The organism is Luedemannella helvata (assembly GCF_039528415.1).
Lineage (GTDB): Bacteria > Actinomycetota > Actinomycetes > Mycobacteriales > Micromonosporaceae > Luedemannella > Luedemannella helvata.
In genome coordinates this window covers 61,299-87,333 of the sequence record NZ_BAAALS010000013.1, presented here as the reverse complement: position 1 = coordinate 87,333, position 26,035 = coordinate 61,299, and the positions used below count along the sequence as shown (strand labels likewise).

The following is a 26,035-nucleotide window of genomic DNA, read 5'->3' as shown; positions in this document are numbered from 1 at the left end:
GGTGCTATCAACCGTCGTTCAGGTCCGGACCCGCCAGGCGCTGGGCCAGCCGGCGCAGGCGCGTCAGCGTCGCCAGCGCGGTCGCCGCGAGCACCACCGCCACGAGATACACCGCGAGGAACGCCGCCGGCACCGGGTCGTAGCGGCGCAGCGCCGCCACCGGATGTTCCGCGGACAGCGTCGCGGCCCGGGTCACCACCTGCACCGCCGAGGGCAGGAAGATCAGGACCAGGGCTCCGGTCGCGGCCACGAGGGGCACGGCGCGACCCCGGATCGTACGCCGGACCCGCGCGCGCTCGGGCGCGCGATCGAGCCGCTTCGGGGCCACCCGGCTGCGCAGCGCGGCCGTCAGCTCCGCCTGCCACGCGCCGTAGAGCAGGCCCACCGCGCCGACGAGCAGCGACGTGGCCGAGAGCAGGTCAGCGTCGACCGGTCGCACGGGTCACCCCGGCCCGGTCGCGAGCAGGTCGCGCAGCGCCTGGTAGGCCGACGGCCGGATCTCGTACTGACTGACCGTGCCGCGCCGGCGGGTGACCTGCGGCAGCGACCCGTCCACCGCGGCCAGTTCGGCGTTGATCGTGTCGATCGTGGCCGCGTCGGCGGTCACCTCCCACACGCCCGCCTCGACGTCCTCGTACGCCCTCCGCAGGGTGTCGTCGAGCGTCGCGCGTACGGCGTCGGCGAGTTCGTAGCGGTGCTTGGCCATCACGCCGCGCAGCAGCGCCCGGCTCTGCGTGGGGGTCAGCTGGAAGATGCGGCCGACCTGCTCCTCCGTGGGCAGGCGGCCGGCGAACAGGTGGCGCACCAGCAGCACGAGGCGCTGTTCCCGCAGTTCCTCCAGCCGGCGGGGCAGGTGCCGGCCCAGCACCATGTCGAGGTACTCCTCGGTGGCCGCGGCCGCGAGCCGGTCGAGCGCTCCCGGCACCTGCGCCGGGTCGATGCCCAGGGCGTACGCCAGCTGAGCTCGCTCGCTGTCCGTGACCATGGTTCCTCCGTCCCACCATCATCCGTCCTGTTCAGGCCGGTAGGTGGCAAACGCGCCGGAGGAAAGAGGTAACCGTCAGTAGTGGAGTGCCACGTCGTACTCGTGTTGCTGCCCGCGCTCCACCTGCAGGGTCGCCGAGACCGGGGGATAGCCGGTCGCCACCACCGTGTAGAGGCCCTCGCGCAGGTCGCGGAACGCGTACGCGCCGTCCCGGTTCGTGATCGTCTCGACCACGACGACGCCGCGCGAGTCCAGCAGCGCGACCCGGATGCCGGGCAGCGGCCGCCAGCGCTCGTCGCGGGCCGCGCCGAACACCCGCGCCCCCGGCAGCAGCGACACGTCGCGCTCCGCCTGCCCGGTCGCGGGCAGGTCGACCCGCACGGCCACGGCCGGGCGGGCCGGGCCGGTCGCCGCGAGCGTGTAGACGCCGCCCACCAGGTCGTCCACGGCGTACGCGCCGTCGCGGCCGGTGCGGGCCGCCGCGACCACGGCACCCGTACCGTCGACGAGGCTCACGGACGCGCCCGGCAGCGGCTCGCCATCCGCGTCCGTGATCCGGCCGACCAGCCGGACGGCCCCGCGCAGCCGCACGTCGGCGCCCGCGCCGTCCGGGCCGACCGTCAGGTAGGTGGCCACGGGCTCGTGCCCGGTCGCCGCGGCGACGAGCAGGTAGTCGCCGGGCCCGGCCGCCGCCACCCGGTACTCCCCGCGCGGGCCGCTCACCGCGTGCGCGGTGACCGTACCGGCGCCGTCGAGCAGGGTCAGCGTGGCGCCGACCAGCGGCGCGTCGCCGTGGCCGAACACCCGGCCGCGCACCTCGCCGGCCGGTGGCGGCGGGGCCGGTGGCGGCGGGACGGGTGCCGGCGGGGGATCGGCGGCGGGGTGCCGCAGTTCGGTGGGCTCCACCCCGTTCAGGGGCGGCGTCGGCTCGTCGGGTTCGCTCGGCATGGCGGCCTCCTGCTGGTCGATGGTCGGCGCGGCCGGCCGCGCGGCCGGGGGCGCCTGACGGTCGGGCTCCCGGGGCGTGTCGGGGAGCGGGTCGAGGTTCGGGTCGAGGGGCGGGAACGGCATCGAGGAGTCCGGCGGCCAGGCGGGCGGCACGCCGAGCGTCGGCACGGAGTGCGCGGAACTCGGCGGGGTGCCGGCGTGGCGCCCGCGCCCGCCGGGCCGCCCGGCCTCGTCGTCCGGCGGGCTGTCGCGCAGCGGCACTTCGCGCAGCGCCAGGCAGAGCACGAAGGCGAGCACCAGAACCGCGGCGCCCACCACGAACGCGAGGTCCATCGCCTGGGCGAATCCCTCCTGGAAGGGGCGGGCGAGCCGGGGGTCGAGGGCGTCCAGGAACGACGAGTCGTCCAGCACGCCCGCGAGGTTGCCGCCGCCACCCTCGGCGAGGGCTTCGAGCACGGGCCGGTTGGCGGGATCGGCGGCGACGGCGGGGTCGGCCAGGGCCCGCTGGAACGCCTCCGAGCGGGTCGCCTCCGTCAGGGCGTCGCGGATGCGCGTACCGACCAGGGTGAACATGAGCGACACGAACAGGGCCGTGCCGAGCGTCCCGCCCACCTGCCGGAAGAACGTGGCGCTCGCCGTGGCGACGCCGATGTCGGCCGGCGCGACCGCGTTCTGCGCCGCGAGGATCAGGGTCTGCAGGCAGCCGCCCAGCCCGAGCCCGAACAGCACCATGTAGCCGGCCGTGACCGGGTACGGCGTGTCCACGCCGATGGTGGCCATGAGCAGCATCGACACGATCATCAGCGCGGTGCCCGTCACCGGAAAGATCTTGTACCGTCCGGTGCGCGCCGTGAGCTGTCCACTCGCGACGGACGCCACCATGATCCCGATGACGAGCGGCACGAGTTGCAGGCCGGCCTCCGTGGCGCTCGCTCCCCGGACGAGCTGCAGGTACTGCGGCAGCAGGGCGAACGCGCCGAACATGCCGGCGCCGATGATCAGCCCGGCGAGGGAGGTCACTCGCATCACCGGGTCGCGGAACAGGCGCAGCGGCAGCAGCGCGTCGGGACCCGCCCGCCACTCGACGGCGATGAAGGCGACCACGCCGGCGAGGCCGAGTGCCAGGCAGGCCAGGGACCGGCCGGACCCCCAGCCCCAGCGCTGCCCCTGTTCGGCGGCGATGAGCAGGGGAACGAGGCCGGCGGTCAGCGTCGCCGCGGCGGCCCAGTCGACGCGCTGCCGGCGGGGCGTGTGCGGCAACCGCAGCACGCGTGCCACGACGAGCAGCGCGACCCCGCCGATGGGCAGGTTGACCAGGAAGACCCAGCGCCAGCCCGCCGTGCCGAGGATCTCCTCATGGCCGGCGAGGAAGCCGCCGATCACGGGCCCGAGCACGCTCGACGTGCCGAACACGGCGAGGAAGTAGCCCTGGTAGCGGGCGCGCTCGCGCACCGGCACGAGGTCGCCCACGATGGCGAAGGCGAGGGTGAACAGGCCGCCGGCACCGAGGCCCTGCACCGCGCGGAACGCGGCGAGTTCGGCGATCGACTGGGCGAAGGCGCAGGCCAGCGAGCCGATCAGGAAGATGGCGATGGCCGCGACGAAGAACCGCTTGCGGCCGTAGATGTCCGACAGCTTGCCGTAGAGCGGGGTGCTGATCGTCGAGGTGATGAGGAACGCGGTCGTGGCCCAGGCCTGGGCGCTGAGGCCGTGCAGGTCGTCGGCGATCGTACGGATCGCCGTGACGACGATCGTCTGGTCGAGCGCGGCGAGGAACATGCCGAGCGTGAGCCCCAGCATCACGGTGACGATCTGGCGGTGCGACAGCGGCTCGGTGGCCGTCGGTGCCGTCGGCTGGGGCGCGAGCGAGGAAGTCATCTTTAACATCTCAATCCGGGAGAACTGGTACGCACCGTACAGCGCCCGTACTCGGATGAGTTGTAGTTTTCTGTCCTTTTAGTACTAATGAGGACGTGACCTGCGGGGACTACGCCGTTGTCGGCGAGTCGGCCGGCAGCACCAGGCGCCACGCGGCCGGCGCCACGCGCCACGTGCGCGCCGTGACCGGGCCGGTCAGCTCGCCGTCCGCGTTGACCCAGAAGGCGTCGCCCGTCACCGCGATCTCGCGGCCGGTGAGCTGATGCACGTCCGTGCGCGCCGGATGCGCGCCACGGCGCAGGGCCAGCGCGTAGCCCACCCGGGCCAGCGGCCCGGTCGCGAACGAGACGGTCACATCGAGGCGGCCATCGACCGGACTCGCGGCCGGCCCGAGCGTCGCCGTGCCGCCCGCGATGCTCGGCGCGTTGGACACCCCGACCATGAGCACGGGCCGCCGGCCGCTCGCCACCCGGTGTCCGTCCACATGCACCCGCAGCCGCCAGCCCTTGGCGCGCAGGCCGGCGACGAACGCGCCGATCGGGAAGGCGGCGATCTTCAGCCACGGCTTGAGGGGCCGCGCCGCCAGCGCCGCCTCAGCGCCCGCGCCCACGTGCACCGCGTTGACGACCACGCCGTCCGCGTCGTCGACGACCAGGTCCAGGGGCGTGGTCACGCCGGTCATCAGCGCGTGCGCGGCCTCCTGCGGGTCGAGCGGGATCCCCACGCCGCGCGCGAAGTCGTTGCCGGTGCCCAGTGGAATCAGCCCGCAGACGCAGTCCGCCGCCTCGCCGCGCTGCCACAGCCGGCGCACGGTCGTGTGCAACGACCCGTCCCCACCGACCACCACGAGCGTGCGCCCCGCCCGCGCGTCGAGCGCACGATCGAGATCCTCGGCACTCGAACAGGTGACGCGCTCGACGCGCCCGGCCGTGGACAGCACGTCAACGACCCTTTGGACAGCATCGGCCTCGGTACGACCCGCGAGTTCGTTCGTGAGGACAAGCACAGCCGCCATTGTCCAGGTTTTCTTTTGCCCGTCTATCGGGTAGCTCTTACCTGGTGAGTGACCCGCGTCCCCTCCTCGCCGGCCGGTACCGGCTTGTCCGCCAGCTCGGGCAAGGCGGCATGGGCCGCATCTGGCTGGCCTCGGACGAGACGCTCAACCGCGAGGTGGCGGTCAAGGAGATCGTGCCGCCGCCCGGCCTCACCGAGGCCGACCTCGCGGAGCTGCGGCCGCGCACCCTGCGCGAGGCGCGCTCGGCCGCACGGCTCAACCACCCCAATGTCGTACGCATCTACGACGTCCTCACCACGGAGACGTACCCGTGGATCGTCATGGAGTACGTGGAGGGGCGCTCGCTCGACGCGGTCGTGAACGCCGACGGCCCGCTGAGCCCCGCGCAGACCGCCGAGATCGGCCTCGGGGTGCTCGGCGCCCTGTGTGCCGCGCACGCCGCCGGCATCCTGCACCGCGACGTGAAGCCGGCCAACATTTTGATCACCGCGGCCGGCCGGGTCGTGCTCACGGACTTCGGCCTGGCCACCATCGCGGGGGACCCGGCGGTCACCCGGTCGGGTGTCATCATCGGCTCGCCCGCATTCATGGCTCCGGAGCGGGTACGCGATGGGGTTGGGGGCGAGGAGTCCGACCTGTGGTCGCTCGGCACGACGCTGTACTTCGCGGTCGAGGGCCGGTCGCCGTACCTGCGCGCGTCCACAGTGGCCACGATCGCGGCCATCGCCACGGAGGACCCGCCGCCCGCGCGCCGGGCCGGCAAGCTGCGGCCCGTGCTGACCGGCCTGCTGCGTCGCGAGCCCGCCGACCGGCTCACCGCCGAGGCGACCGAGCGGCTGCTGCGCAAGGTCGCGGGCACCAGCCGCAAGCTGCGCCTGCCCTCCGCGCTCGCGGCGAGCGCGGCCAATCCCACCTCGCCCGCGCCGGTGTCCCCGCCCCGCGCGCCGCGCGCCGACGAGGTCGTCCCCGCGCCCGTCCCGCCGGTCGTCCCGGCGCCCCAACCGCGTCCCCCGGCCCCGGTCGAGGCGACCAAGGTCGAACCGAAGGTCGAGCCGGATGAGGCCGCCGCGGCCGACGATGTCGACCCGGCGGCGACCGAGGGCGCGGCGCCGGCCGAGCCTGTGTCCCCGGCCCAGGACACCCCGGACGGTGCCCAGCCCTCCACCCCGGCCGGGGACGCCGCCGCGGTCCGGTCAACCACCGGGTCGCGGCGACCCGTCCCGTCGCCGTTGGCGGCCACCCGTGCCCAGACCTCCCCGGCGCCGGCCAAGCCGGTCTCGCCGGCCGTCGTCGGCCGCTCGCGGGTGCCTGTCGTGCCGCATGTCGAGGAGCCGGTCGGGGCGACCGTCGCCAGCGGCCGGGGTCGCCACGTGCTCGCCCGCCGGCTGGCCGCCGGCGTGGTCGCGCTCGCGGTCGCGGGCACGTTGCTCGCGTTGCTGCTCAACACCCGTACGGGCGAGGCGGGGACCTCGTCCGGCGGGGGTACCCCGGCGGTCGCGTCGAGCAACCCCGCGAACCCGCCCGCGTCGTCGCAGGCGCCGGTCACCTCGGACGCGCCCACGTCGGCGCCGGCGAGCCCGACGGAGGAGGCCCTGCCGCAGGGATGGCGCCGGTACCGGGACCGCACGGGGTTCTCCGTCGCCGTGCCCAGGGACTGGCGGGTGTCCCGCCAGGGGACGATGGTGTACTTCCGCGAGCAGGGCGGCGGGAACCGCGTGCTCGGCATCGACCAGACCAACCGGCCGAAGGCCGACCCGGTCGCCGACTGGACCGACCAGGCTGCCTACCGGGTGTCGCGCGGCGACTTCCCCGGCTACGAACAGGTGCGCATCGAGGCGGTCGACTACTTCCTGCGTGCCGCCGACTGGGAGTTCACCTACCAGGACGGGGGGCGTGTGCACGTCCTCAACCGGGGCTTCGTTACCAGCAAGCGCAAGGCGTACGGCATGTGGTGGTCGACCCCGGACAGTAGGTGGGACGACTTCCTGCCGGACCTGAAGCTGATCCAGGAGTCGTTCCAGCCCGCCCGCTGAGTGCGGACACACCCCAGCGCACGTGCGTTGGCCACGGCCGGACGGTGAGTTTCTCACCGGTCGATTCGTGACGGGCGGCACGTGGAGGGTGCCGTAGTCGACTCCCGGCGTGACCACACCGCCGGTGTAGCCGCCCGGCCGCGCGGTCCGGAGCCTGGACGTTGACGGCCGGGCGGGGCCCGACGTCAGCGATGCTAGGGCATTTAGTTTTTCGTAACAACTATCTGGATATAGAAATCTGTCATCGTCATCACACCGTTGCCCGGGGTCGGCTCCGGTCAGGCGAGGGTGGCGAGTGCGGTCGCCACCAGGTACCCGCCCACGGTGGCCAGCCCGACGGCGCGGCCGCCGTGCTCGTACGCCTCGGGGATCATCGAGTCGGCGAGCATCATGAGCATCGCGCCGGCCGCGAACGCCTCGGCGCCCGCGCCCGCGTTGGTGAGCGACTCGGCGGTGAGGAAGCCGAGCCCGGCGATCGCGGCGCTGACGATCGTCAAGGAGCTCCATAGGACGGTGATCCCGCGCGTCGACCGGCCGGCGGCCCGCATGCTGGTCGTGCCCGCGATGCCCTCGGGCACGTTGGAGACGAAGACGGCCACCACGAACGCCAGGCTGACCGAGTCGCCCATGCCCATCCCGACGCCGAGGACGAACGACTCGGGCACCCCGTCGAGCAGGGCCCCGAGGAACATCGCCAGTCCGGAGCCCTGGATGTTGTCGGCGCGGATCCGCTGCCGGTCCTGCCCGCCCCCGCGATCGATCAGCTGGTCGGCGATGAAGTAGGTGAGCGCCCCGGCCACGAGCCCGCTGGCGACGGGCCAACCCTCGTCGAGTCCGCTCGCCGGGACGAGCTGGTAGGCGATCGCGCTCACCAGGGTGCCCGCCCCGAACCCCATGATCAGTCCGATGGTCCGGTACCGGCGGCCCAGCGGTCCCGCCAGAACCTGGCCGAGAAGCAGCGAGCCCGCGGTCACCAGGCCCCAGAACACGGCGGTCCAGACGGTCACGGCCACATACTATGGGCGATTTGTCGGCCGACCGGCTGCTTCGTCAGCCGGCGTCCCGAGTTAACCTGGGCGGCATGATCGCAGGGGGGACGGATCGGGCCGGGCACGAGGACCTGCGCCGCATCCTCGGCCTCTTCCCCACCGGCGTCGCGATCATCACGACGGTGGCGGACGCCGGCCCGGCCGGGCTCGTGGTGAACTCCTTCACCTCCGTGTCCCTGGAGCCGCCGCTCGTCGGGTTCTTCCCCGCCCGCTCCTCACGCACGTGGCCGCTCATCCGCGCGGCCGGCGCCTTCTGCGTGAACATCCTCGCCGCCGACCAGGAGCCGCTCGCCCGGGTCTTCGCGCGTCCGGGCGCCGACCGGTTCCACGGCGTCACCTGGCGGCCGGCCCCGCACACGGGCGCGCCCGTGCTGGACGGCGTCCTGGGGTGGATCGACTGCACCCTCTATGACGTCGTCGCCACAGGCGATCATGATCTCGCGCTGGGCCGGGTCCAGGCGGCGGCCGGTGGAGTTTTCGCCGAACCACTCGTCTTCCACCGCAGCCGGTACCGCCTGGCGGCCCCCGGCGAGGCCTGATCATCGGACCCGGGACGGCGCTTTGGTCCCGGCTGACGTAGCGTTGCTCACCATGGGTGTGGCAGACCGGATGAAGATCGGCATGCGGAAATTCCTGCAGCGGCCGGGGACCACGGTTGACCTGCGGCCGCTCGAGAAGCTGCTGCCGGACATCGAGGCCCGCGAGGAGGCCGTCCAGGAGCTCAGCGACGCCGAACTGACCGAGGCGGCCGGCTCCGCCGAGGAGCTCGTGGAGATCTGCGCGCTGGGCCGCGAGGCGGCCGTGCGCGGCCTGGGCCAGCGGCCCTACGACGTGCAGGTCGTCGGCGCCCTCGCGCTGCTCGCCGGCAAGGTCGTCGAGATGGCCACCGGTGAGGGCAAGACCCTCACGGCCGCGCTCGCCGCGTTCGGGCACGTCCGCGCCGGCAACGGTCCGGTGCACGTGCTGACGGTCAACGACTACCTGGCCCGCCGCGACGCCGAGTGGATGGAGCCCGTCTACACCCTGCTGGGCCTCACCGTCGGCTGGGTCACGGAGGCGTCCACCCCCGAGGAGCGCCGCGAGGCGTACGCCTGCGACGTCACGTACGTGTCCGTCAGCGAGGCGGGCTTCGACTACCTGCGCGACCAGCTCGTGACCGACGTGGCCGACCGGGTGCAGCGCGGCCTGGCCACGGCGATCGTCGACGAGGCCGACTCGATCCTCATCGACGAGGCGCGGGTGCCCATGGTGCTCGCCGGCGCGGTGCCGATCGAGCAGGACCCGGTGCACCAGGCCGCCACGGTGGTGCGCGGGCTGAAGAACCACCGCGACTTCGAGATCGCCGACGACGGCCGCAGCGCGGCCCTCACCAGCCGGGGCCTCGCCACGGTCGAGGCGGCACTGGGCGGCATCGACCTCTACGACGAGGAGCACGTCGGCCAGCTCTCCGCGATCAACGTGGCGCTGCACGCCCACGCGCTGCTGCGCCGCGACGTCGACTACATCGTCCGCAACAAGACCGTCGAGCTGGTCGACGAGATGCGCGGCCGGATCGCCCAGCGCCGCCGCTGGCCCGACGGCCTGCAGGCCGCCGTGGAGGCCAAGGAGGGCCTGGACGCCTCCGCCGAGGGCGAGGTCCTCAACACGGTCACCGTCCAGTCGTACATCGCGCTCTACAAGAACGTGTGCGGCATGACCGCGACGGCCGTGTACGTCGGCGACCAGCTGCGCGAGTTCTTCAAGCTCGAGGTCGCCGTCGTGGCGCCCAACACGCCGTGCATCCGCAAGGACGAGGCCGACCGGGTCTACATGACCAAGGAGGAGCGCGACGAGGCGCTCGTCGCCGAGATCGTCAAGGCGCACGAGCGGGGCCGACCGGTCCTCGTCGGCACCCTCGACGTGCACGCCTCGGAGAGCCTCGCCAAGGCGCTGTCCGCCGAGGGCATCGAGGCGAACGTCCTCAACGCCAAGAACGACCACGAAGAGGCCTCGATCATCGCGGAGGCCGGTACGTTCGGCGCCGTGACGGTCTCCACCCAGATGGCCGGCCGTGGCGTCGACATCCGCCTCGGCGGCAGCGACGAGCACGACAAGGCCAAGGTCGCCAAGCTCGGCGGCCTCTACGTCATCGGCCAGGGCCGCCACGACAGCCGCCGCGTCGACGACCAGCTGCGCGGTCGCGCCGGCCGGCAGGGCGACCCCGGCGGGTCGGTCTTCTTCGTCGCGCTGGAGGACGAGCTGGTCGCCCGGCACGCCGGCGACGTGCTGCCCCGCTCGCCGAAGATGAACTTCGACGGCCTCATCACCGACGACCGGGTCGACTGGGCCATCGGCCACGCCCAGCGGGTCGCCGAGGGCGTGCACCACGAGATCCACCGCAACACCTGGCGCTACAGCGTCGTCATCGAGCAGCAGCGCGTCGCGCTGGCTGAGCGGCGCGAGCGGGTGCTGACCAGCACGGTCACCGCGTTGATGCTCATCGAGCGGGTCACGGACAAGACCGAGGACCTCGACGACGAGATCCTCGACCGGGTCTCCCGCAACATCGCGCTCTTCCACATCGACCGCCTCTGGGCCGAGCACCTCGCCTACCTCAACGAGGTCCGCGAAGGTGTGCACCTGCGGGCGCTGGGCCGGCTGGACCCGCTCGACGAGTTCCACCGGGCCGCCGTCCCCGCGTTCAACGACCTCATCCCCGAGATCGAGGAGCGCACGGTCGCCACGTTCGAGGAGATCGAGGACGTCGAGAACTGGCAGCCCGAGGACGGCAAGCTCGTCCGGCCGAGCGCCACCTGGACGTACCTGGTGCACGACAACCCGTTCGGCTCCGAACTCGACCGGCTCATCTCCGCGGTGGGGCGCCGCATTCGCGACTGAGAGCGCGCCGTTAGGCGTAGATCACCACCCGATCGGGCAATCTGGTGCCGTGGCGCAGGATTCCCCGAGCAGTACGGCCAGCCTTGTCGCGGCGCTCACCGAGCTGCGCGCGACGCTGTCCGGCGTACGCCTGCCCTTGGCGCTGCCGGACGCGGACAGCGCGCGACGCGCGGCGAACGACGCCGTCGCCCAGCTGGACGACTACCTGTTGCCCCGGCTCGGGCGGCTGGACGCCCCGCTGCTCGTGGTGGTCGGCGGCTCCACCGGCGCCGGCAAGTCGACGCTGGTCAACAGCCTCGTCCGGGCGCCCGTGAGCGCGCCCGGCGTGCTGCGCCCGACGACCCGCTCGCCCACGCTCGTGTGCCACCCGGACGACGCGGCGTGGTTCACCGAGTCGCACCTGCTGCCGGGGCTGGCGCGGACCACCCAGCACAGCGACGATCCGGGCACCCTGCGCGTGGTCGTGGCGCCCGCGCTGCGGGCGGGGCTCGCGCTGCTCGACGCCCCCGACATCGACTCCGTCGTGGCCGACAACCGGGCCCTGGCCGCCCAGCTGCTGGCTGCCGCCGACCTGTGGTTGTTCGTCACAACGGCCGCCCGTTACGCCGACGCCGTGCCCTGGGACCTGCTGCGCACCGCGCGCGACCGGGGCGCGGTGACGGCGCTCGTGCTCGACCGGGTCCCGCCCGGCGCCGAGGCCGAGATCGTGCCCGACCTCAACCGGATGCGGCAGGCGAACGGGGTGGGCGAAGGCCCGCTGTTCGTCATCCCCGAGAGCCGCCTCGACGGGCAGGGCCTGCTCGCGGAGTCCGTGGTCGCGCCCGTCCGGGCGTGGGCCGACGCGCTCGCGGGCTCGGCGGCCGACCGCGCCGACGTGGTACGGCGCACGGTCGGCGGCGCCGTGGCCGCCCTCGCCCCGGTCGTCCTCGCGGTCGGGGCCGCCGCCGACGCGCAGGTCGCCGCCGCGCGGTCGCTGTCCGGGATCGTGGACACCGCCTACGAGGGCGGCGTGAGCGCCGTCGGCAACGGCCTGTCGCGGGGCGACCTGCTGCGCGGCGAGGTGCTCGCGCGCTGGCAGGATCTCGTCGGCACGGGCGAGTTCATGCGCGGCGTGCAGGCCAAGGTCGCGATGCTGCGCGACCGCGTCGCGGCCGCCGTCACCGGCCGGCCCCGTCCCGCCGACGAGCTGCGCGAGGCGCTCGGTTCCGGCCTGGCGGTGCTGGTGCGCGAGGCCGCGGCGGGCGCAGCCGAGGAGGCGGCGCGGGGTTGGCGGGCCCATCCGGCCGGCGGCGCGCTGCTGCGGGCCGCGCCGGACCTCGGCTCCCCGTCACCCGGGCTCGCCGCCCGCGTGGACGTCCTGGTCCGCGAGTGGCAGCAGAGCGTTCTCGATCTCGTACGCGTGGAAGCCGGCCAGAAGCGGCACATCGCGCGGGTCAGCGCGTACGCCGTCAACGCCCTGGGGCTGGCCGCCATGGTCGCCGTGTTCGCCGCCACGGCGTTCATCCCGACCGGCGCGGAGGTGGCCGTCGGCGCCGGTACGACCGTCGCCGCGCAGAAGCTCCTGGAGGCGATCTTCGGCGACCAGGCGGTCCGTGAACTGGCCGCGAAGGCCCGCGAGGACCTGCTCCGTCGGGTACGCGCGCTGCTCAACGGCGAGGCGGACCGGTTCCGCGCGGTGCTGGCGGCGGACCCGGTCGACGAGTCGGCACCGGACGCCCTGCGCCGCGCGGGCGCCGAGGTGGCCCGCGCGGCGCGCGACGCCCGCCTCGGCACGGTGTCCCCGAGCCCTGCCGAGGGTGGGCGATGAGGCTGGGCCGCCGCGCGGACGCGGACGCCGACCTCGCCGCGTTGCCGGAGCGGGTCGAGGCGCTGGGCCGGTTCGTGGCCGCCGTCGACGACGTCGTGCCGGCGGACTCCCCGGTGGCCGCGGACGTGGCCGCCGCGCGGGGCGTCGTGGACCGGGCCGGGCAGCGCCTCGCCCTGTCGCGCGAGCACACCGTCGTGGCGCTCGCCGGGGGCACCGGCAGCGGCAAGTCCAGCCTGTTCAACGCGCTGACCGGCCATGACTTCTCGCCCGTCGGGCTGATCCGGCCCACGACCGGCGAGCCGTACGCCTGTGTGTGGGGCGCGGGCGACGCCTCCGCCCTGCTGGACTGGCTGGGCGTGCCGACCGGCCGTCGCTACCGCCGGGAGAGCGCCCTCGACGGGTCCGATCCGCAGCTCTCGGCGCTCGGCGGCCTCGTGCTGCTCGACCTGCCGGACTTCGACTCCGTCGAGGAGGCCCACCGCGTCGAGGTCGACCGGCTGCTGGAGCTCGTCGACCTCATGGTCTGGGTCCTGGATCCGCAGAAGTACGCCGACCGCGTGGTCCACACCCGGTACCTCGCCCCGCTGCGCCACCACCGCGACGTGATGACCGTCCTGCTGCACCAGGCCGACCGGCTGACCCCGGCCGACCTGGACCGCTGCCTCGCCGACCTCACCCGCCTGCTCGACGCCGACGGCCTGACCGGCGTACCGGTCCTCGCCACCTCGGTGGCCGACGCGGGGCCGGCGGCCGGCAACGGCCTGACGCCCGGCGACCGTCTGACGTCCGGGGACGGCCTGACGTTCGGCGACGGCCTGACGGCCGGCAACCGGCGGGTCGGCGCGCCGTCGCTGGCCGGGCTGCGGGAGCGGCTCGCCGAGGTGGTCGCCGCGCGGCGGGCGGCGCTGCGGCGCCTGGCCGGCGACGTCGACCACGCGGTGGCCGAGCTGGCCGGCCTTGTCGCCGCGGACGCGCCCGACGTGTCCGTCGACGACCGGACCCACCGGCAGGTCGTCGCCGCCCTCGCCGAGGCGGCCGGCGTCCCGGCGGCGGCGGGCGCGGTCCGGCGCGGGTACCGGCACCGCGCCCACGCGGTCACCGGCCAGCCGCTGGTCCGCTGGGTGCGCCACTTCCGCCGCGACCCCCTGCGCCGCCTGCGCCTGGGCACCCCCTCGACTGGCGAACCGGCCGGGCCGGTGGACGAGAGCCCGGTGCTGGTGACGGGGCCGACCGCGTTGCCGGAGCCGTCCGGGCTGCCGGCTGCGTCGCCGGCAACGTCGGCCGCCGTAGGCCTCGCGCTGCGGACCGTGGGGGAGCGGGCCGGGGCGGGGCTGCCCGACCCGTGGCCGCAGGCCGCGCTGGCCGCCGCCCGGTCGCGCCGCGACGAGCTGGCCGCCGCGCTCGACATCGCGGTCGCCCGGACAGACCTCGGCGTACCAGGGAAGCGTTGGTGGTGGCGTGTCATCGGGCTTTTCCAGTGGCTGGCGACGGCCGCGATCGTGGCCGGCGTGCTGTGGCTTCTCGTCCGGTACGCCCTGTTCGCCATCGCGCTGCCCGAGCCGCCGATGCCCGAGGTGGGCCGGCTCCCGCTGCCGACCGCGCTGCTCATCGGCGGCGTCCTCGGCGCGGTGGTGTTTTCCTTCGTCGCCCGGCTGCTCGTACGGGCGGCGGCCGCCCGTGCGGCGAGGCGGGCGTCCGCCCGGCTGACGAGGGCGGTGACCGCGGTCGCCGACGAGTACGTCGTCGGGCCCGTCACCGACCTCCTGCGCCGCTACGGCGACGCCCGGGCCGCGCTCCGCGCCGCCGGCCGTCGTTGATCGTCCACATGGGATTCGTGGACGCAATGCGGCGCTCAGGCACCTCTTTGCGTCCACGAATCCAGTGTGGACACGGCGACGCCGGGAGGTGCGTGTTTCGCCAGGAGGCGCGGCGCGCGCGAGGCGATCTAGCGGGTCGCTACGCTGGCCGGCATGACGGAGTCTGACGCCGGGACCGTATGGCGGGCGCCCAAGCCCTTGCGGATTTTCGCCATCGGGGCGATCGTGCTGTTCGCACTGCTGATCGCGCAGGTCGCCATGGTCTGGGGCTTTTACGCCACGATCGGCATTCTTCTGGTGCTCGGCGTCCTTTTCCAGGTCTACTGGCAACTGCTGCGCCCGAGGCTCGTCGCGAGCGACAGCGGGGTCGACGTCGTCTCCGACTGGCACCCGGTCCACCTCGACTGGAAAGAGATCAGCCGGGTGGAGACGGGCAACAAAGGGCTGACGATCATCCGGGCGGACGGCAGCGCGGTGCAGTCGAAGGTGCCGCACATCGCCAAGCCGAACGCGGACAACTCGCCCACCGAGCAGGAACGGGTCGCCGACTATCTGACGAGGCGGGCCGCCTGGGCGCGCAAGAGCGCCGGCCCGAAGCCCCGCTACGAGGCGTAGCGGGGCTTCCGGGAGCTACATATTGATCATGTGACCGGCGAGGCCGTGGATGGCCTCCTTGACGGCCTCGCCCAGGGTCGGGTGGGCGTGCACGTTGCGGGCGACCTCGTGCACCGTGAGGTCCCACTGCTGGGCGAGCGTCAGCTCGGGCAGCAGCTCGGTGACCTCGGGCCCGATGAGGTGCGCGCCCAGGAGCTCGCCGTACGTGTTGTCCGAGATGACTTTGACGAACCCGATCGGCTCGCCGAGGCCGTGCGCCTTGCCGTTGGCCATGAACGGGAAGGTGGCGACCTTGACGTCGAAGCCCTTCTCGCGCGCCTGCGCCTCCGTCCAGCCGAAGCTGGCGATCTGCGGCTGGCAGTAGGTCGCGCGCGGGATCATCACGAAGTCCAGCTCCATGGTTTCCGCGTCGGCGATCGTCTCGGCCGCGATGACCCCCATGGCCTCGGCCGCGTGGGCGAGCATGAGCTTCGCGGTGACGTCGCCGATGGCGAAGATGTGCGGCACGTTGGTGCGCCCGCGGCCGTCGACGTCGATGGCGCCGCGCTCGGTCAGCTTCACGCCGGTGTTCTCCAGCCCGTACCCGGAGACCCGCGGAGCGAAGCCGATGGCCTGCATGACCTTGTCGGCCTCGAGGACCTCCGTCGACCCGTCCTTCGAGACGGTCACGCGCACCGACGAGCCCGTGTCCTCGATCGACTCGACGCGGGTGCCCGTGCGGACCTTGATGCCGAGCTTGCGGTAGCGCTTGGCGAGCTCGGCGGAGACGTCGGCGTCCTCCAGCGGCACCAGCCGGTCGAGGAACTCGACGATGGTGACGTCCACGCCGTAGGAGCGCATGACGTACGCGAACTCGACGCCGATCGCGCCCGCCCCGGCGATGATGATGCTGCCCGGCAACGAGTCCTCGAGGATCTGCTCCTCGTAGGTCACCACGCGCTCGGACAGTGACGTGCCGGGCAGCAGGCGGGTCGTGGCGCCGGCCGCGATGATGGCGTTGTCGAAGGTGATCGTCTCGGTGCCGCCGCCGTTCAGCTTCACCTCGATCGTGTGGTCGTCGAGGAACGTGCCCCAGCCGTCGTACTCCGGGATCTTGTTCTTCTTCATCAGGTAGTGAATGCCCTTGACCCGGCCGTCAGCCACCTGGCGGCTGCGCTTGTACGCGGGGCCGTAGTCGACCCGTACGTCGCCGTCGACGACGATGCCGAACTTGTCGCGTTCGGTGGTGAAGATCTGGGCCAGCTCGGCGTTGCGCAGGAGGGCCTTGGAGGGGATGCAGCCGACATTGAGGCAGACACCGCCCCAGTACTTGCTCTCCACCACGGCCACGGACTTGCCCAGCTGCGCGGCGCGCACCGCGGCGGTGTAGCCGCCCGGGCCGGCGCCGAGCACGACGACGTTGACATGAGCGCTCATACCGGTGAGCTTTCCACACTCGACCGCCCACGCACCGTTGATGTCGGTCATACCGGCGCTAGCTTATATAAGCAGTGCCTGATATCGTCGCGGCGTGCACGCGTTCGACGTGCTGGGCGACCCCGTCCGGCGGCGGATCCTGGAGCTGCTCGCCGAGGGCGAGCAGGCCGCCGGGGTGCTCACCGCGAAGATCCAACAGGAGTACGGCATCTCGCAGCCGGCCGTGTCGCAACACCTGCGGGTGCTGCGCGACAACGGCTTCGCGACCGTGCGGGCCGACGGGACCCGGCGGCTCTACGCGATCGACCCCGACCCGCTGCGCGAGGTCGGCGCGTGGCTCGCCCGCTTCCGGGGCTGAGGGCGAAAGTTCCCGGATTTTGCCCTGCATTGGCCGGGTAAGGGCGCCCGGCGCGTCGCGGCGCCGGCCCGCCCGCGCCTATGATGCGGGCCACATCGATGCCAGCCTTCCGGAGAAGCGCGTTCTTCGCCAGGAAGGTCGGCGACCTTCGGGAGCAGCGGGAGCCCCTCCGCATGAAGACTCAGTCCCCGGCCGGGCCGGCGACCAGGCGGCCCGCGGCGAAGCGCGCCACCAGGCGCCCCGCCAAGCCGGTAGAGCAGCCGTTCAACGGGCTCATCCTCGCCGGCATCCTGCTGCTGACGGCCGTCGTCTACGCGAACTCGCTGGGCAACGGCTTCGTCGACTTCGACGACCCGGAGAACGTCACCGGCAACATGTCGATCCGGGAGATCAACGGTGCCAACCTGGCGCACTGGTTCACGTCGCCGCTGCAGTACATGTACACGCCGCTGGTCTCGCTGTCGTACGCCATCGACTGGCAGTTCGGCGCGGACAGCCCCGGCATGTACCACTTCACCAACCTGGCCCTGCACCTGGCCAACGTGGCGCTGGTCTGGGCGCTGATCCGGGCGCTGACCAGGAAGCCGCTCGTGACCTACCTCGTCACGGCCGCCTTCGCGCTGCACCCGATGAACGTCGACTCGATCGCCTGGATCTCCACCCGCAGCAACCTGCTCGCGACGCTGTTCAGCCTGGCCACCCTGGTGCTCTACCTGCGCTTCCTGCGCACCGGGCGGTGGCCGGCCCTGGCCGGCGCGGTGGTGCTGTTCGCCTGCGCGGCGCTGTCCAAGTCCACGGCCGTCATGCTGCCGCTCATCCTCTTCCTGGTCGACTACTGGTTCGGCCGGCTGCCCGCCCTGCACCCGCGCCGGATCGTGCGCCGGTGGACCCGTGAGGACTGGACGCTGCTCCTCGCCAAGGCGCCGTTCTTCGCCATCTCTCTCGTGCTCGGGCTCGTGGCGCTGCACTACCGGATGGATACCGTGGTCAGCGGCTACAACGCGGCCGACCGGATCATCATGGTCTGCGGCGCGCTGGTCAGCTACCTGATCGCCCTCGTCGCGCCGGTCAACCTCGCGTTCGCCCACGCCTACCCGGACCCGTCCGGCGCGCTGCCGTGGCACCTCTACGCGGCGCCCGTCGTGCTCATCGCCGTCGGGTGGGTGCTGCACCGGATCGTGGCGCCGAAGAAGGTGTTCTGGTTCGGCGCCATCTTCTTCGTGGTCAACGTCGTGCTCAGCCAGACCGTGCTGCTCATCGACAACTACAAGGCCAACCGGTACGTGTACCTGCCGTACCTCGGGCTGTTCCTCATCCTCGCGTACCTGGTGGAGCGGGCCTACCGCGTCGCGTCGGACCGCGACCTCGGCTGGCTGCGGGCGGCGGTGTCGACCGTCCTCGTCGGGAGCCTGCTGTTCTGGTCGGCGGCCGTGATCCTGCGCAACGCCGCCTGGAAGAACACCATCACCATCATGTCGGACTCGATCGAGGCCGACCCGAACGTGGCGTTCACCTACAACAGCCGGGGCATCGCCCGGTACCTGGCCGGCGACTACGAGAAGGCGCTCGTCGACTTCAACAGGACCCTTGAGGTGGACCCGGAGTTCATCCTGGCCGTCCACTACCGGTCGATCATCAAGTACATCAACGGCGACTACCAGGGCGCCCTCGTCGACGACGACATCGTCATGGCGAAGTATCCCGGCTTCGCGGCCGGGTTCAACGAGCGCGCCAAGACCAAACTCGCGCTCGGCGACCTCAACGGGGCGTATGCGGACGCCGACATGGCCATCCGGATCGACCCGTACCTGGCGGACGCGTTCACCACGCGCGGCAAGGCGCGGGTGAAGCTGGGCGACGGCCCGGGCGCCATCACGGACCTGACGACCGCGATCGGGTTCGTCCCCGACTTCGGCGAGTCCTACTACCAGCGCGGCCTGGCCAGGCAGATGACCGGCGACATCCAGGGCGCCTGCCAGGACTGGCGCAGCGCTCAATCCCTCAACCAGGCCCCTTCGGCCACATCGGCCACCACGGCCATCACCACCAGCTGCCCCGCCAACTGACGTCCGGCGCGGTGGTGGGTCCGTCGGCCGGGTGGTTTTGCTCACGCGGCGGGCGGTGCGAAGCTGTGGCGCGTGACGGTGCGCGGCATGCTTCGTGATGTGCCCACCCGGGTGCGGGTCTGTCTGGCCCTCGTGGCCGGCGTCGCGGTGGTGCTCGCCGGCCTGCAGGTCGCGGCGCCGTGGTGGCCCGGGCCGGACGCCGCGCGCCCGTACGCCGCGTCCACCCACGCGCTGTGGGCGCTGGGTCAGCTCGCGATCGTGCTGGCGGCGCTGCTGGCCTGGGTACGCCAGCGGGAAGGGCTGCGCTGGCGGGGCGGGCTGGACCGGGACGACGACCGGGACCGCACCGCGTGGCTGGGCCGCCCGAAGGAGCTGCGCCGGCGCGAGGGCAGCACGGCCGTCCTGCTCGTCGCGTGGGGGCTGGTCGCGTTGAGCGCGGGGCTGTTCGCCGGGCGGTCCGGCGTACTCATGGTGTGGGGCTATGTGGCGGTCGGGGCGCTGGTGCCGGCCCTGTTCGCGCACACGGTGCTGACCTTCCCCGACGGGCGGCCGGCGGGCCGGTGGCGGCGGCTGTTCCTCACCTGCGCGTACGGGTCGGCCGCCCTGTTCGTCGGGTACGCGATGACGGCGGAGCCGAGATGGATCGCGGCCTGCGCGCCGGCCACCTGTCCGACGAATCCGTTGCTGCTGGCGCCGTCGCTGGGTTGGTCGTGGTTCCTGTGGTGGGCGCAGAAGGTCGTGGCGATCGGGCTGGTCCTCTGGTTGGGCGCGCTGCTGCTCGCCCGGCTGCGCACGGACCCGCGGTGGCGGCGGGGGGCCCTCATCGGCGTGCTCGGCGCGGCCGCGTTCCCGGCCGTCGTGTTCGTGTGGCGGCTGCTGCTCGACGCGGCGTACCCGGCGCACGACCCCATGTGGACGGCGCTGCGGTGGTCGGAGGTCCTGGCCGACCTCGCGGTGCCGGTCGCCATGCTGATCGGCCTGCGGGTGTCAACGCCGCCGCCGACGGGTATTGACGTGCTCATCCGTGGACGTTCAGGCGAGGAGGCCGCGATGACCATGCATGACCCCCGTGAACTCAACTCCATCCCGGTGGCCCCGGCCGTCGGGCAGTACCTGGACGACGAGGCCGACGAGCGTACGGCGGACCCGCGGGAGGTGCGGCACACCGTGCCGCCCGTGGACGAGAACGGCAACGTGATCGAGGACGCGGACCCGTACGCGTCGTTCAGTACGGCCGACGAGGAGCGCGCCTCCGACCGGTGAGCGGCGCTGAACACTGACGATGCAGGGGACGCCCGCCGGGCGTCCCCTGCATCGTGCCGGTCAGGCGCCGGCGCAGGTGGCCGTCGGGACGGCGTTGGCGCCCGCCCAGCTGCCGAGGAAGCCGAACGTGCGGCTCTGGCCGGCCGCGATCGAGCCGTTCCAGGCGATGTTCCTCGCGGTCACCGTGGCGCCCGACTGGGTGTGCGAGGCGTTCCACAGCTGGGTGACCTGCTGGCCGTTGGCGTACGTCCAGGTGACGGTCCAGGCGGAGAACGGGGTCGTGCCCTCGTTGCGCACGGTCACCTCGGCCTGGAACCCGCCGGGCCACTGGCCGGTCACCGCGTACGTGACGGCGCACGGCGACGGCACGGAGGTGGTGGGCGACGCGGTCGGGAGGGTGTAGATGACCGGGTGCGCGACCCCGGCCGACTTGTTGCCGGCGGCGTCGAAGGCGGCCACCCCGACGCTGAAGCGGGTGCCGGGTTGCATCCCGGTGACGGTGTGGCTCAGCCCGCTGGTGACGGTGACCGTGTTGGTCGTGCCGGAGTCGATAAGGCTGATGGTGACGAGGTAGCCCGCCACGCCGACGTTGTCCGTGGCCGCACCCCAGCTGACCGTGAAGCCGGTCGGGTTCAGGTTGCTGACGCTCGGCGGGCCGGGCGCGGTGGGCGGCTGGGTGTCGACCCCGGGGGTGCTCGTGGTCGCGGTGACCGTCGCCGCGCTGCTCGGGCCGGGGGATATCGGCAGCGGGGTGGTGAACGGGGCCGCGGTGGCGGCCACGGCCGCCGCGCCCGCGCTCGCGGCCGGCAGGGCCACGGCCGCGGCGATCACGGCGGCCGCTACGGACAATGGGATGAGAACTACGCGATGCCGTCGTCGGGGCACGTTTCCTCCGTAAGTCCAGGTCCACAGGGGACGTCAGTGGCTGGTGAGCCGAGGGTACCGCGAGTCATAGCCAATAATCGATGTGTTCGGCCGCGTAACATGCGGGCATGATCGCCGTCCTGGTGCTGGTACACGCCGGTGTGGCCGCGCTCTGGCTGGGCTCGATGGCCTACAGCCTGTTCGTCGTGCAGCCGCGCCTGGCCCGCATCGTGCGGTCCGCCGACGTCGAGGACGCCCAGCGCGAGCTCGCCCAGGGCAACCGCTGGCCGGTGGTGGGCGTGATCGCCACCCTCTGGGTGACCGGCACGGCACTCGCGGTGGTCCACGAGGGTCCCTGGTGGCCGCCGGTCGTGAAGGCTCTTCTCCTGGCGGTCGCCACGATCTTGTTCTGGTGGATCTCCTGGCGCGGATGGCCCCGGCGGGTGTTCGCGCTCCCGGAGGAGATTCCAGCGCTCCAGCGTCGCTTCCGGCGCATTGCGCTGCTCATGTTCGCCTTGGTGGCGGCGTCCTTTGTCGTCTCGTTCCTCGCCTGAGATTCGGATATTTCGCAGCGTGCGGTAACAGAGAGTTAACCGCCGCGATCGTGAGTCTTCCCACGTCAGGTTTGCTCCGAGGGCGCCGGTGAGAAATGGTTAGACCTGAGGAGGTCTTCCACATGAAGAACCGCGACATCGGCGGCGTGCCGGTCAGCGCGATCGGACTGGGCGGCATGCCCATGTCCATCGAGGGCCGGCCCGACGAGGCGCGCAGTATCCGAACCATTCACGCGGCGCTCGACGCCGGCGTGACCTTGATCGACACGGCGGATGCCTACCACGTCCACGCCGACGAGGTCGGTCACAACGAGTCTCTGATCGCCAAGGCCCTGGCCAGCTACGGCGGCGACACCTCGCACGTGCTTGTGGCCACCAAGGGTGGGCACCTGCGGCCGGGTGACGGCAGTTGGGCGGTCGACGGCTCGCCCGAGCACCTGCGCGAGGCTGTCGACGCGTCGCTGAAGCGGCTGGGCGTCGACGCCATCGGGCTCTACCAGTACCACCGCCCGGACCCCCGGGTGCCGTACGCCGACTCGGTCGGCGTGCTCGCCGAGCTGCTGGATGCCGGGAAGATCCGGCTGGCCGGCATCTCGAACGCCAACGTCGACCAGATCCGCGAGGCCAACGAGGTGCTCGAGGGCCGGCTCGCGTCGGTGCAGAACCAGTTCTCGCCGGCGTTCCGCAGCTCGGAGGCGGAGCTGAACCACTGTGCGGCCGAGAACATCGCGTTCCTGCCGTGGTCGCCGCTGGGCGGCATCTCGCACGCGGGCGAGCTGGGCGAGCGGTTCGCTCCGTTCGAGTCGGTCGCGAAGGCGCACGGCGTGAGCCCGCAGCGGGTCTGCCTGGCCTGGATGCTGGCGAAGGCGCCGATCGTCATCCCGATCCCGGGTGCCAGCCGCCCCGAGTCCATCCTGGACTCGGTCGCGGCCGTGGACCTGGTGCTGACCGACGACGAGTACGCCGCGCTGGACGCGGCCAACGTGCGGCCGTAACGACAGCGCGTTTCGAGAGGCCGGTGGGCGGTTCGCCCACCGGCCTTTTCGCGTGCGCCAGCGTTGACACGTGACCAAATGGTCACCTATTCTTGTGGCGTGAGCGACGACGACCGCGTCTTCAAGGCGCTGGCCGACCCGACCAGGCGTTTCCTGCTCGACCTGCTCTTCGCCCGTGACGGGCGGACGCTGACGGAGTTGGAGAGTGAGCTGGAGATGACCCGCTTCGGGGTCATGAAGCACCTGCGCGTCCTGGAGGAGGCCAACCTCGTCGTCACCCGCCGCTCGGGCAGGGAGAAACTGCACTTCCTCAACCGGGTGCCCATCCGCGAGATCCACGACCGGTGGATCGACAAATACACCGAGCCCCACGTCACCGCGCTCGTGGAGCTCAAGGACCATCTGGAGGGCAAGTCATGAGCACGGACACGCAGGTCTACCGCGTCTTCATCAACGCGCCGGCGCAGGCCATCTGGGACGCCATCACCACGCCGGAGATCAGCCGTCAGTACGGCTACCGCGCCATCGCCGACTACGACCTGCGCCCGGGCGGGGCCTACGCGGGCCGCGCCGACGCGGACATGCAGGCCTTCGGCATGCCCGAGACGGTCGTCGACGGCGAGGTCATCGAGGCCGACCCGCCGCACAAGCTCGTGCAGACCTGGCGCTTCCTGTGGAGCGACGAGATCAAGGCGGAGGGCCCGACGCGGCTCACCTGGGAGATCAAGGAGCAGCCGGGCGGCGTGTGCTCGCTCACGCTCACCCACGAGCTGGCCGGCGCCCCGCTGCACGCGGAGCAGGTGGCCGGCGCGATTGAAGGCGCCGGCGGCGGCTGGGCGTACGTGCTCAGCGACCTCAAGACCCTGCTCGAGACGGGCAAGTGCCTGCCGGGAGCCTAGGCGAAGCGCGCGCGGCGGCCTACGTCGACGAAGCCCAGCCGGCGGTACAGCCGGGCGGCCGGGTTGTCCACATTCACGTCGAGGTAGGCCACCGCCGCGCCGTCGGCCCGCATCCGGTCCAGTGCTGCGCACACGAGCGCCGAGCCGATTCCCCGGCCGCGGGCCGAAGGCAGCACGCCCACCTGCACGACCCACCCGTCCGCGCACGCGATGAAGCCGAGATCCCCGGCCTCGTCGCTGGCCAGCAGTGACCACTGTGGACGGAAGTCGTCGTCCCCGGCGACCCAGTCGACCCACGTCTGCAGCGGCCAACCGGGAAAGCCGGGCCGCTCCGCGAACGCCGCGTGGTAGACGGCGTAGAACCGCGGCGCGAGGTCCGCGTCCCACGATCGAAGAACCACCCCCTCGGGTACGGGCGACAGCGGCGCCCCCGCGTCGAGGTCGAAGCGCAGCACCTCCTCGGCGAACACGCACCCCAGCCCCCGGGTGGCGAACAGCCGCTCCGCCGCCGGCGTCAGCGCCTCCGTCTCCACCGTCACCGGCGGGCGCCCAGCGCCGTCGCCGGCCGTGCCGCGCGCCGCGCCCTCGCCGGCCGTGGCGTGCGCCGCGCCCTCGCCGGCCGTGGCGTGTGCCGCGCCCTCGCCGAGCTGCCAGTCGAGCAGTCGGGAGCCGAGCCCTCGCCCGCGCCAGTCCGGGTCGACCAGGCCGGTCGCGCGTACGCCCTGATCCTGCGGCCGCGTCGCGGCCGCCGCCACGAGCGAACCCGCCGCCTCCGCGACCAGGGTGCGCACCCCCTCGCCCGCGAAGCGGCGCGCCAGGAACGCCTCGTCCGCCACGAGCGGCAGGCCGCCGTCGGCCGCCACGCACCGCGCGGCCAGCGCGGCGACCGCCCGCAGTTCGCCGGGGGCGAGAGTCCCCCAGGTCAGCTCATCGGTCACGGTGCGTGACTCTAGCCGGGATGATCGGTGCGGTACCACTGACACAGCAGTTCCAGCACCGGCCGCCGGCCGGCGAGGATCGCCAGGTCGTCGCGGGTGTCGTAGCCGACGCTCGGCAGCCGGTCGGCGACCGTCAGCTGGGTGAGCATGAACGGCGCGAGCCAGAAGTACTTCGCGGCGGCCGTGAGGCGGATCGCGCGCCGCACGTCGGCCGGCTCCATCGCGCCGGCCAGGCCGCGCGCGTACCCGTCGCAGACCGCCTCGCACACCTCGTCGAACTGCTCGATGGGGACGAGGCCGTCGAAGAAGGTGTCCAGGATCAGGTTGCCGGCGTCCTCGCCGATCGGGCCCGGGCCTACGAAGGTCCAGTCGAACAGCACCGGACCCTCGGCGTCGACGATCAGGTTCATCGGCCACACGTCGTGGTGGCTCAGCGTCTGCGGCAGGAGGTCGACCTCGGCGAGGACGGCATGCCGGCGCTCCCACAGGGCGCGCAGCGTCGCGAGCAGCCGGGGCGGCCACACCCGCACCGCCCCGGGATGCTGCCATGCCACGGGGTCGGTGACCGGCCGCGACAGCGTGTAGTCGCGCAGCCAGTCGCGCGAGAGCCAGTCCACGGTCAGCCACCACACCGGCGCGGGCGGGCCGGGCCAGGCCGCCTGCCCGGTGCCGGCCAGCCACGCGGCGTGCGCCGTCCCCAGCCGGTACGCCAGGTCGGCGAACTGCGGGGTGGTCAGTTCGGTGCCCGGCGTGCCCCGCACGTCCTCCAGCCAGAGCGCGATGGAACCGTCGTACCGGTCGGCGGTCTTCAGCAGCGCGGGCGGTCGGATGCCGCCGGCCGCGAACGCCGCCGAGCACAGCCCGGTGCGGTAGGCCAGGCCCTCCCGGCGCCAGTAGTTCCAGTGCCCCGGGTCGTCGCTCGTCGCCCAGTCGGGCCGGCCGTTGACCGTGCCGCCCGGCCACAGGATCTTCAGGATGGCGGTGCCGTCGTCGCGGCGTACCCGCCAGATGCCGCCGGTGGCCGCGTTGAGGGGGTTGTGGTCCAACGGCTGCGCCACCCATCCCGGCTGCAGGACGTCGGCGATGGCGTCGGACACCTGCCAAGCGTAAGCGGTTTCCCCACCGGGCATGCTGTCCCATATGAGCGACGACGACCTTCGGGTGCGCCCCGGCCTGGTGATCCCGCGCGCGGAGCTGTCCTGGCGGTTCTCCCGGTCGAGCGGACCCGGCGGTCAGGGGGTCAACACCACGGACTCGCGCGTCGAGCTGAGCTGGGATGTCGCGAACACCGCCGCGCTGCCGGACGCGCTCAGGGAGCGTGCCCTGCGGCGGCTGGCCAACCGGCTCGTCGACGGCGTCCTCACGATCGACTCCTCGCTGCACCGCAGCCAGCTGCTCAACCGCCGCGACGCCGAGGCCCGCCTGGTCGCGCTGGTGGTCGACGCCGTCGCGCCCCCACCCCGCCCGCGCCGCCCCACGAAACCGTCGCGCGGCGCGGTGGAACGCCGCCTGGAGTCGAAGTCCCGCCGCGCCCAGCTCAAGCGCCACCGCCGCCGCCCGGACGAGTGACGCGCGGCGCTGCCCTTCCGCGCAGATCGGCCCCGGTAGCGGCGGATCGCTAGATAGACAGACTTACTAGTTAGGGATACTATCTAGCC

The 26,035-nt window shown here is 72.9% G+C and carries 22 protein-coding genes and 1 pseudogene; 14 read left to right on the top strand and 9 right to left on the bottom strand.

Features of this window, described 5'->3' with window-relative positions:
• Positions 1-7 precede the first annotated feature (7 nt).
• The 4 genes from ABD191_RS14925 to ABD191_RS14910 form a co-directional block, all read right to left on the bottom strand.
• Entirely contained in the window at positions 8-439 is a 432-nt protein-coding gene (locus tag ABD191_RS14925; RefSeq protein WP_344081880.1) for a hypothetical protein, read from the bottom strand.
• Between the two features lie 3 nt (positions 440-442).
• On the bottom strand, positions 443-985 hold the full coding sequence (locus ABD191_RS14920) for a hypothetical protein (protein ID WP_344081877.1): 543 nt from the start codon (positions 983-985) through the stop codon (positions 443-445).
• Between the two features lie 75 nt (positions 986-1,060).
• Positions 1,061-3,811 carry an MFS transporter gene (locus tag ABD191_RS14915; protein WP_344081874.1) on the bottom strand — a complete coding sequence of 917 codons (2,751 nt, stop codon included), beginning with the start codon at positions 3,809-3,811 and terminating at the stop codon, positions 1,061-1,063.
• Between the two features lie 109 nt (positions 3,812-3,920).
• Positions 3,921-4,817 (bottom strand): diacylglycerol/lipid kinase family protein, encoded by an 897-nt coding sequence (locus ABD191_RS14910; RefSeq protein WP_344081871.1) that lies wholly within the window; start codon positions 4,815-4,817, stop codon positions 3,921-3,923.
• Positions 4,818-4,870: 53 nt separating this feature from the next.
• On the opposite strand from ABD191_RS14910, the gene ABD191_RS14905 reads away from it, so the two are divergent.
• Complete coding sequence (locus ABD191_RS14905) at positions 4,871-6,859, top strand: serine/threonine-protein kinase (protein ID WP_344081868.1); 1,989 nt, start codon at positions 4,871-4,873, stop codon at positions 6,857-6,859.
• Between the two features lie 278 nt (positions 6,860-7,137).
• Here ABD191_RS14905 and ABD191_RS14900 read toward each other — a convergent pair whose 3' ends face one another.
• Complete coding sequence (locus ABD191_RS14900; RefSeq protein WP_344081865.1) at positions 7,138-7,866, bottom strand: ZIP family metal transporter; 729 nt, start codon at positions 7,864-7,866, stop codon at positions 7,138-7,140.
• Between the two features lie 74 nt (positions 7,867-7,940).
• On the opposite strand from ABD191_RS14900, the gene ABD191_RS14895 reads away from it, so the two are divergent.
• The 5 genes from ABD191_RS14895 (at position 7,941) to ABD191_RS14875 (ending at position 15,024) form a co-directional block, all read left to right on the top strand.
• Positions 7,941-8,447 (top strand): flavin reductase family protein, encoded by a 507-nt coding sequence (locus ABD191_RS14895; RefSeq protein WP_344081862.1) that lies wholly within the window; start codon positions 7,941-7,943, stop codon positions 8,445-8,447.
• Positions 8,448-8,499: 52 nt separating this feature from the next.
• On the top strand, positions 8,500-10,785 hold the full coding sequence (gene secA2 / locus ABD191_RS14890; RefSeq protein ID WP_344081859.1) for an accessory Sec system translocase SecA2: 2,286 nt from the start codon (positions 8,500-8,502) through the stop codon (positions 10,783-10,785).
• A gap of 49 nt (positions 10,786-10,834) precedes the next feature.
• Positions 10,835-12,592 (top strand): GTPase family protein, encoded by a 1,758-nt coding sequence (locus ABD191_RS14885; protein ID WP_344081856.1) that lies wholly within the window; start codon positions 10,835-10,837, stop codon positions 12,590-12,592.
• Entirely contained in the window at positions 12,589-14,409 is a 1,821-nt protein-coding gene (locus ABD191_RS14880; RefSeq protein WP_344081853.1) for a GTPase, read from the top strand. Before ABD191_RS14885 ends, ABD191_RS14880 begins: the two co-directional genes overlap by 4 nt.
• A 153-nt stretch (positions 14,410-14,562) precedes the next feature.
• Positions 14,563-15,024 (top strand): hypothetical protein, encoded by a 462-nt coding sequence (locus tag ABD191_RS14875; RefSeq protein WP_344081851.1) that lies wholly within the window; start codon positions 14,563-14,565, stop codon positions 15,022-15,024.
• Between the two features lie 15 nt (positions 15,025-15,039).
• Here the strand turns inward: ABD191_RS14875 and lpdA are convergent, their stop codons facing one another.
• Entirely contained in the window at positions 15,040-16,491 is a 1,452-nt protein-coding gene (lpdA, locus tag ABD191_RS14870; protein WP_344081848.1) for a dihydrolipoyl dehydrogenase, read from the bottom strand.
• 43 nt (positions 16,492-16,534) lie between these two features.
• On the opposite strand from lpdA, the pseudogene ABD191_RS14865 reads away from it, so the two are divergent.
• The 3 genes and pseudogenes from ABD191_RS14865 to ABD191_RS14855 all read left to right on the top strand — a co-directional run.
• A pseudogene (locus tag ABD191_RS14865) lies at positions 16,535-16,792 on the top strand (ArsR/SmtB family transcription factor); the annotation flags it as partial.
• Between the two features lie 179 nt (positions 16,793-16,971).
• Complete coding sequence (locus ABD191_RS14860) at positions 16,972-18,864, top strand: hypothetical protein (RefSeq protein ID WP_344081845.1); 1,893 nt, start codon at positions 16,972-16,974, stop codon at positions 18,862-18,864.
• Positions 18,865-18,951: 87 nt separating this feature from the next.
• The gene (locus tag ABD191_RS14855; protein WP_344081842.1) at positions 18,952-20,127 is read left to right on the top strand and encodes a hypothetical protein; all 1,176 of its coding nucleotides are present in this window, start codon (positions 18,952-18,954) and stop codon (positions 20,125-20,127) included.
• 60 nt (positions 20,128-20,187) lie between these two features.
• Here the strand turns inward: ABD191_RS14855 and ABD191_RS14850 are convergent, their stop codons facing one another.
• Complete coding sequence (locus ABD191_RS14850; RefSeq protein ID WP_344081839.1) at positions 20,188-20,958, bottom strand: cellulose binding domain-containing protein; 771 nt, start codon at positions 20,956-20,958, stop codon at positions 20,188-20,190.
• A 161-nt stretch (positions 20,959-21,119) separates the two neighbouring features.
• Here ABD191_RS14850 and ABD191_RS14845 point away from each other — a divergent pair, with 161 nt between their 5' ends.
• From ABD191_RS14845 to ABD191_RS14830, 4 genes are all read left to right on the top strand, one after another.
• A complete protein-coding gene (locus tag ABD191_RS14845; protein WP_344081836.1) occupies positions 21,120-21,545 on the top strand; it encodes a hypothetical protein in 426 nt (141 codons plus the stop codon).
• Positions 21,546-21,667: 122 nt separating this feature from the next.
• Entirely contained in the window at positions 21,668-22,540 is an 873-nt protein-coding gene (locus tag ABD191_RS14840) for an aldo/keto reductase (RefSeq protein WP_344081833.1), read from the top strand.
• Between the two features lie 99 nt (positions 22,541-22,639).
• Positions 22,640-22,960 carry an ArsR/SmtB family transcription factor gene (locus ABD191_RS14835; RefSeq protein ID WP_344081830.1) on the top strand — a complete coding sequence of 107 codons (321 nt, stop codon included), beginning with the start codon at positions 22,640-22,642 and terminating at the stop codon, positions 22,958-22,960.
• Complete coding sequence (locus ABD191_RS14830; RefSeq protein WP_344081827.1) at positions 22,957-23,439, top strand: SRPBCC domain-containing protein; 483 nt, start codon at positions 22,957-22,959, stop codon at positions 23,437-23,439. The genes ABD191_RS14835 and ABD191_RS14830 overlap by 4 nt, the downstream gene beginning before the upstream one ends.
• Here ABD191_RS14830 and ABD191_RS14825 read toward each other — a convergent pair.
• The gene (locus ABD191_RS14825; protein WP_344081824.1) at positions 23,436-24,377 is read right to left on the bottom strand and encodes a GNAT family N-acetyltransferase; all 942 of its coding nucleotides are present in this window, start codon (positions 24,375-24,377) and stop codon (positions 23,436-23,438) included. The genes ABD191_RS14830 and ABD191_RS14825 overlap by 4 nt on opposite strands.
• Positions 24,378-24,388: 11 nt before the next feature.
• Entirely contained in the window at positions 24,389-25,474 is a 1,086-nt protein-coding gene (locus ABD191_RS14820; RefSeq protein ID WP_344081822.1) for a phosphotransferase, read from the bottom strand.
• 43 nt (positions 25,475-25,517) lie between these two features.
• Between ABD191_RS14820 and arfB the strand changes: the two genes are divergently transcribed.
• A complete protein-coding gene (gene arfB / locus ABD191_RS14815; protein WP_344081820.1) occupies positions 25,518-25,946 on the top strand; it encodes an alternative ribosome rescue aminoacyl-tRNA hydrolase ArfB in 429 nt (142 codons plus the stop codon).
• Positions 25,947-26,035 lie beyond the last annotated feature (89 nt).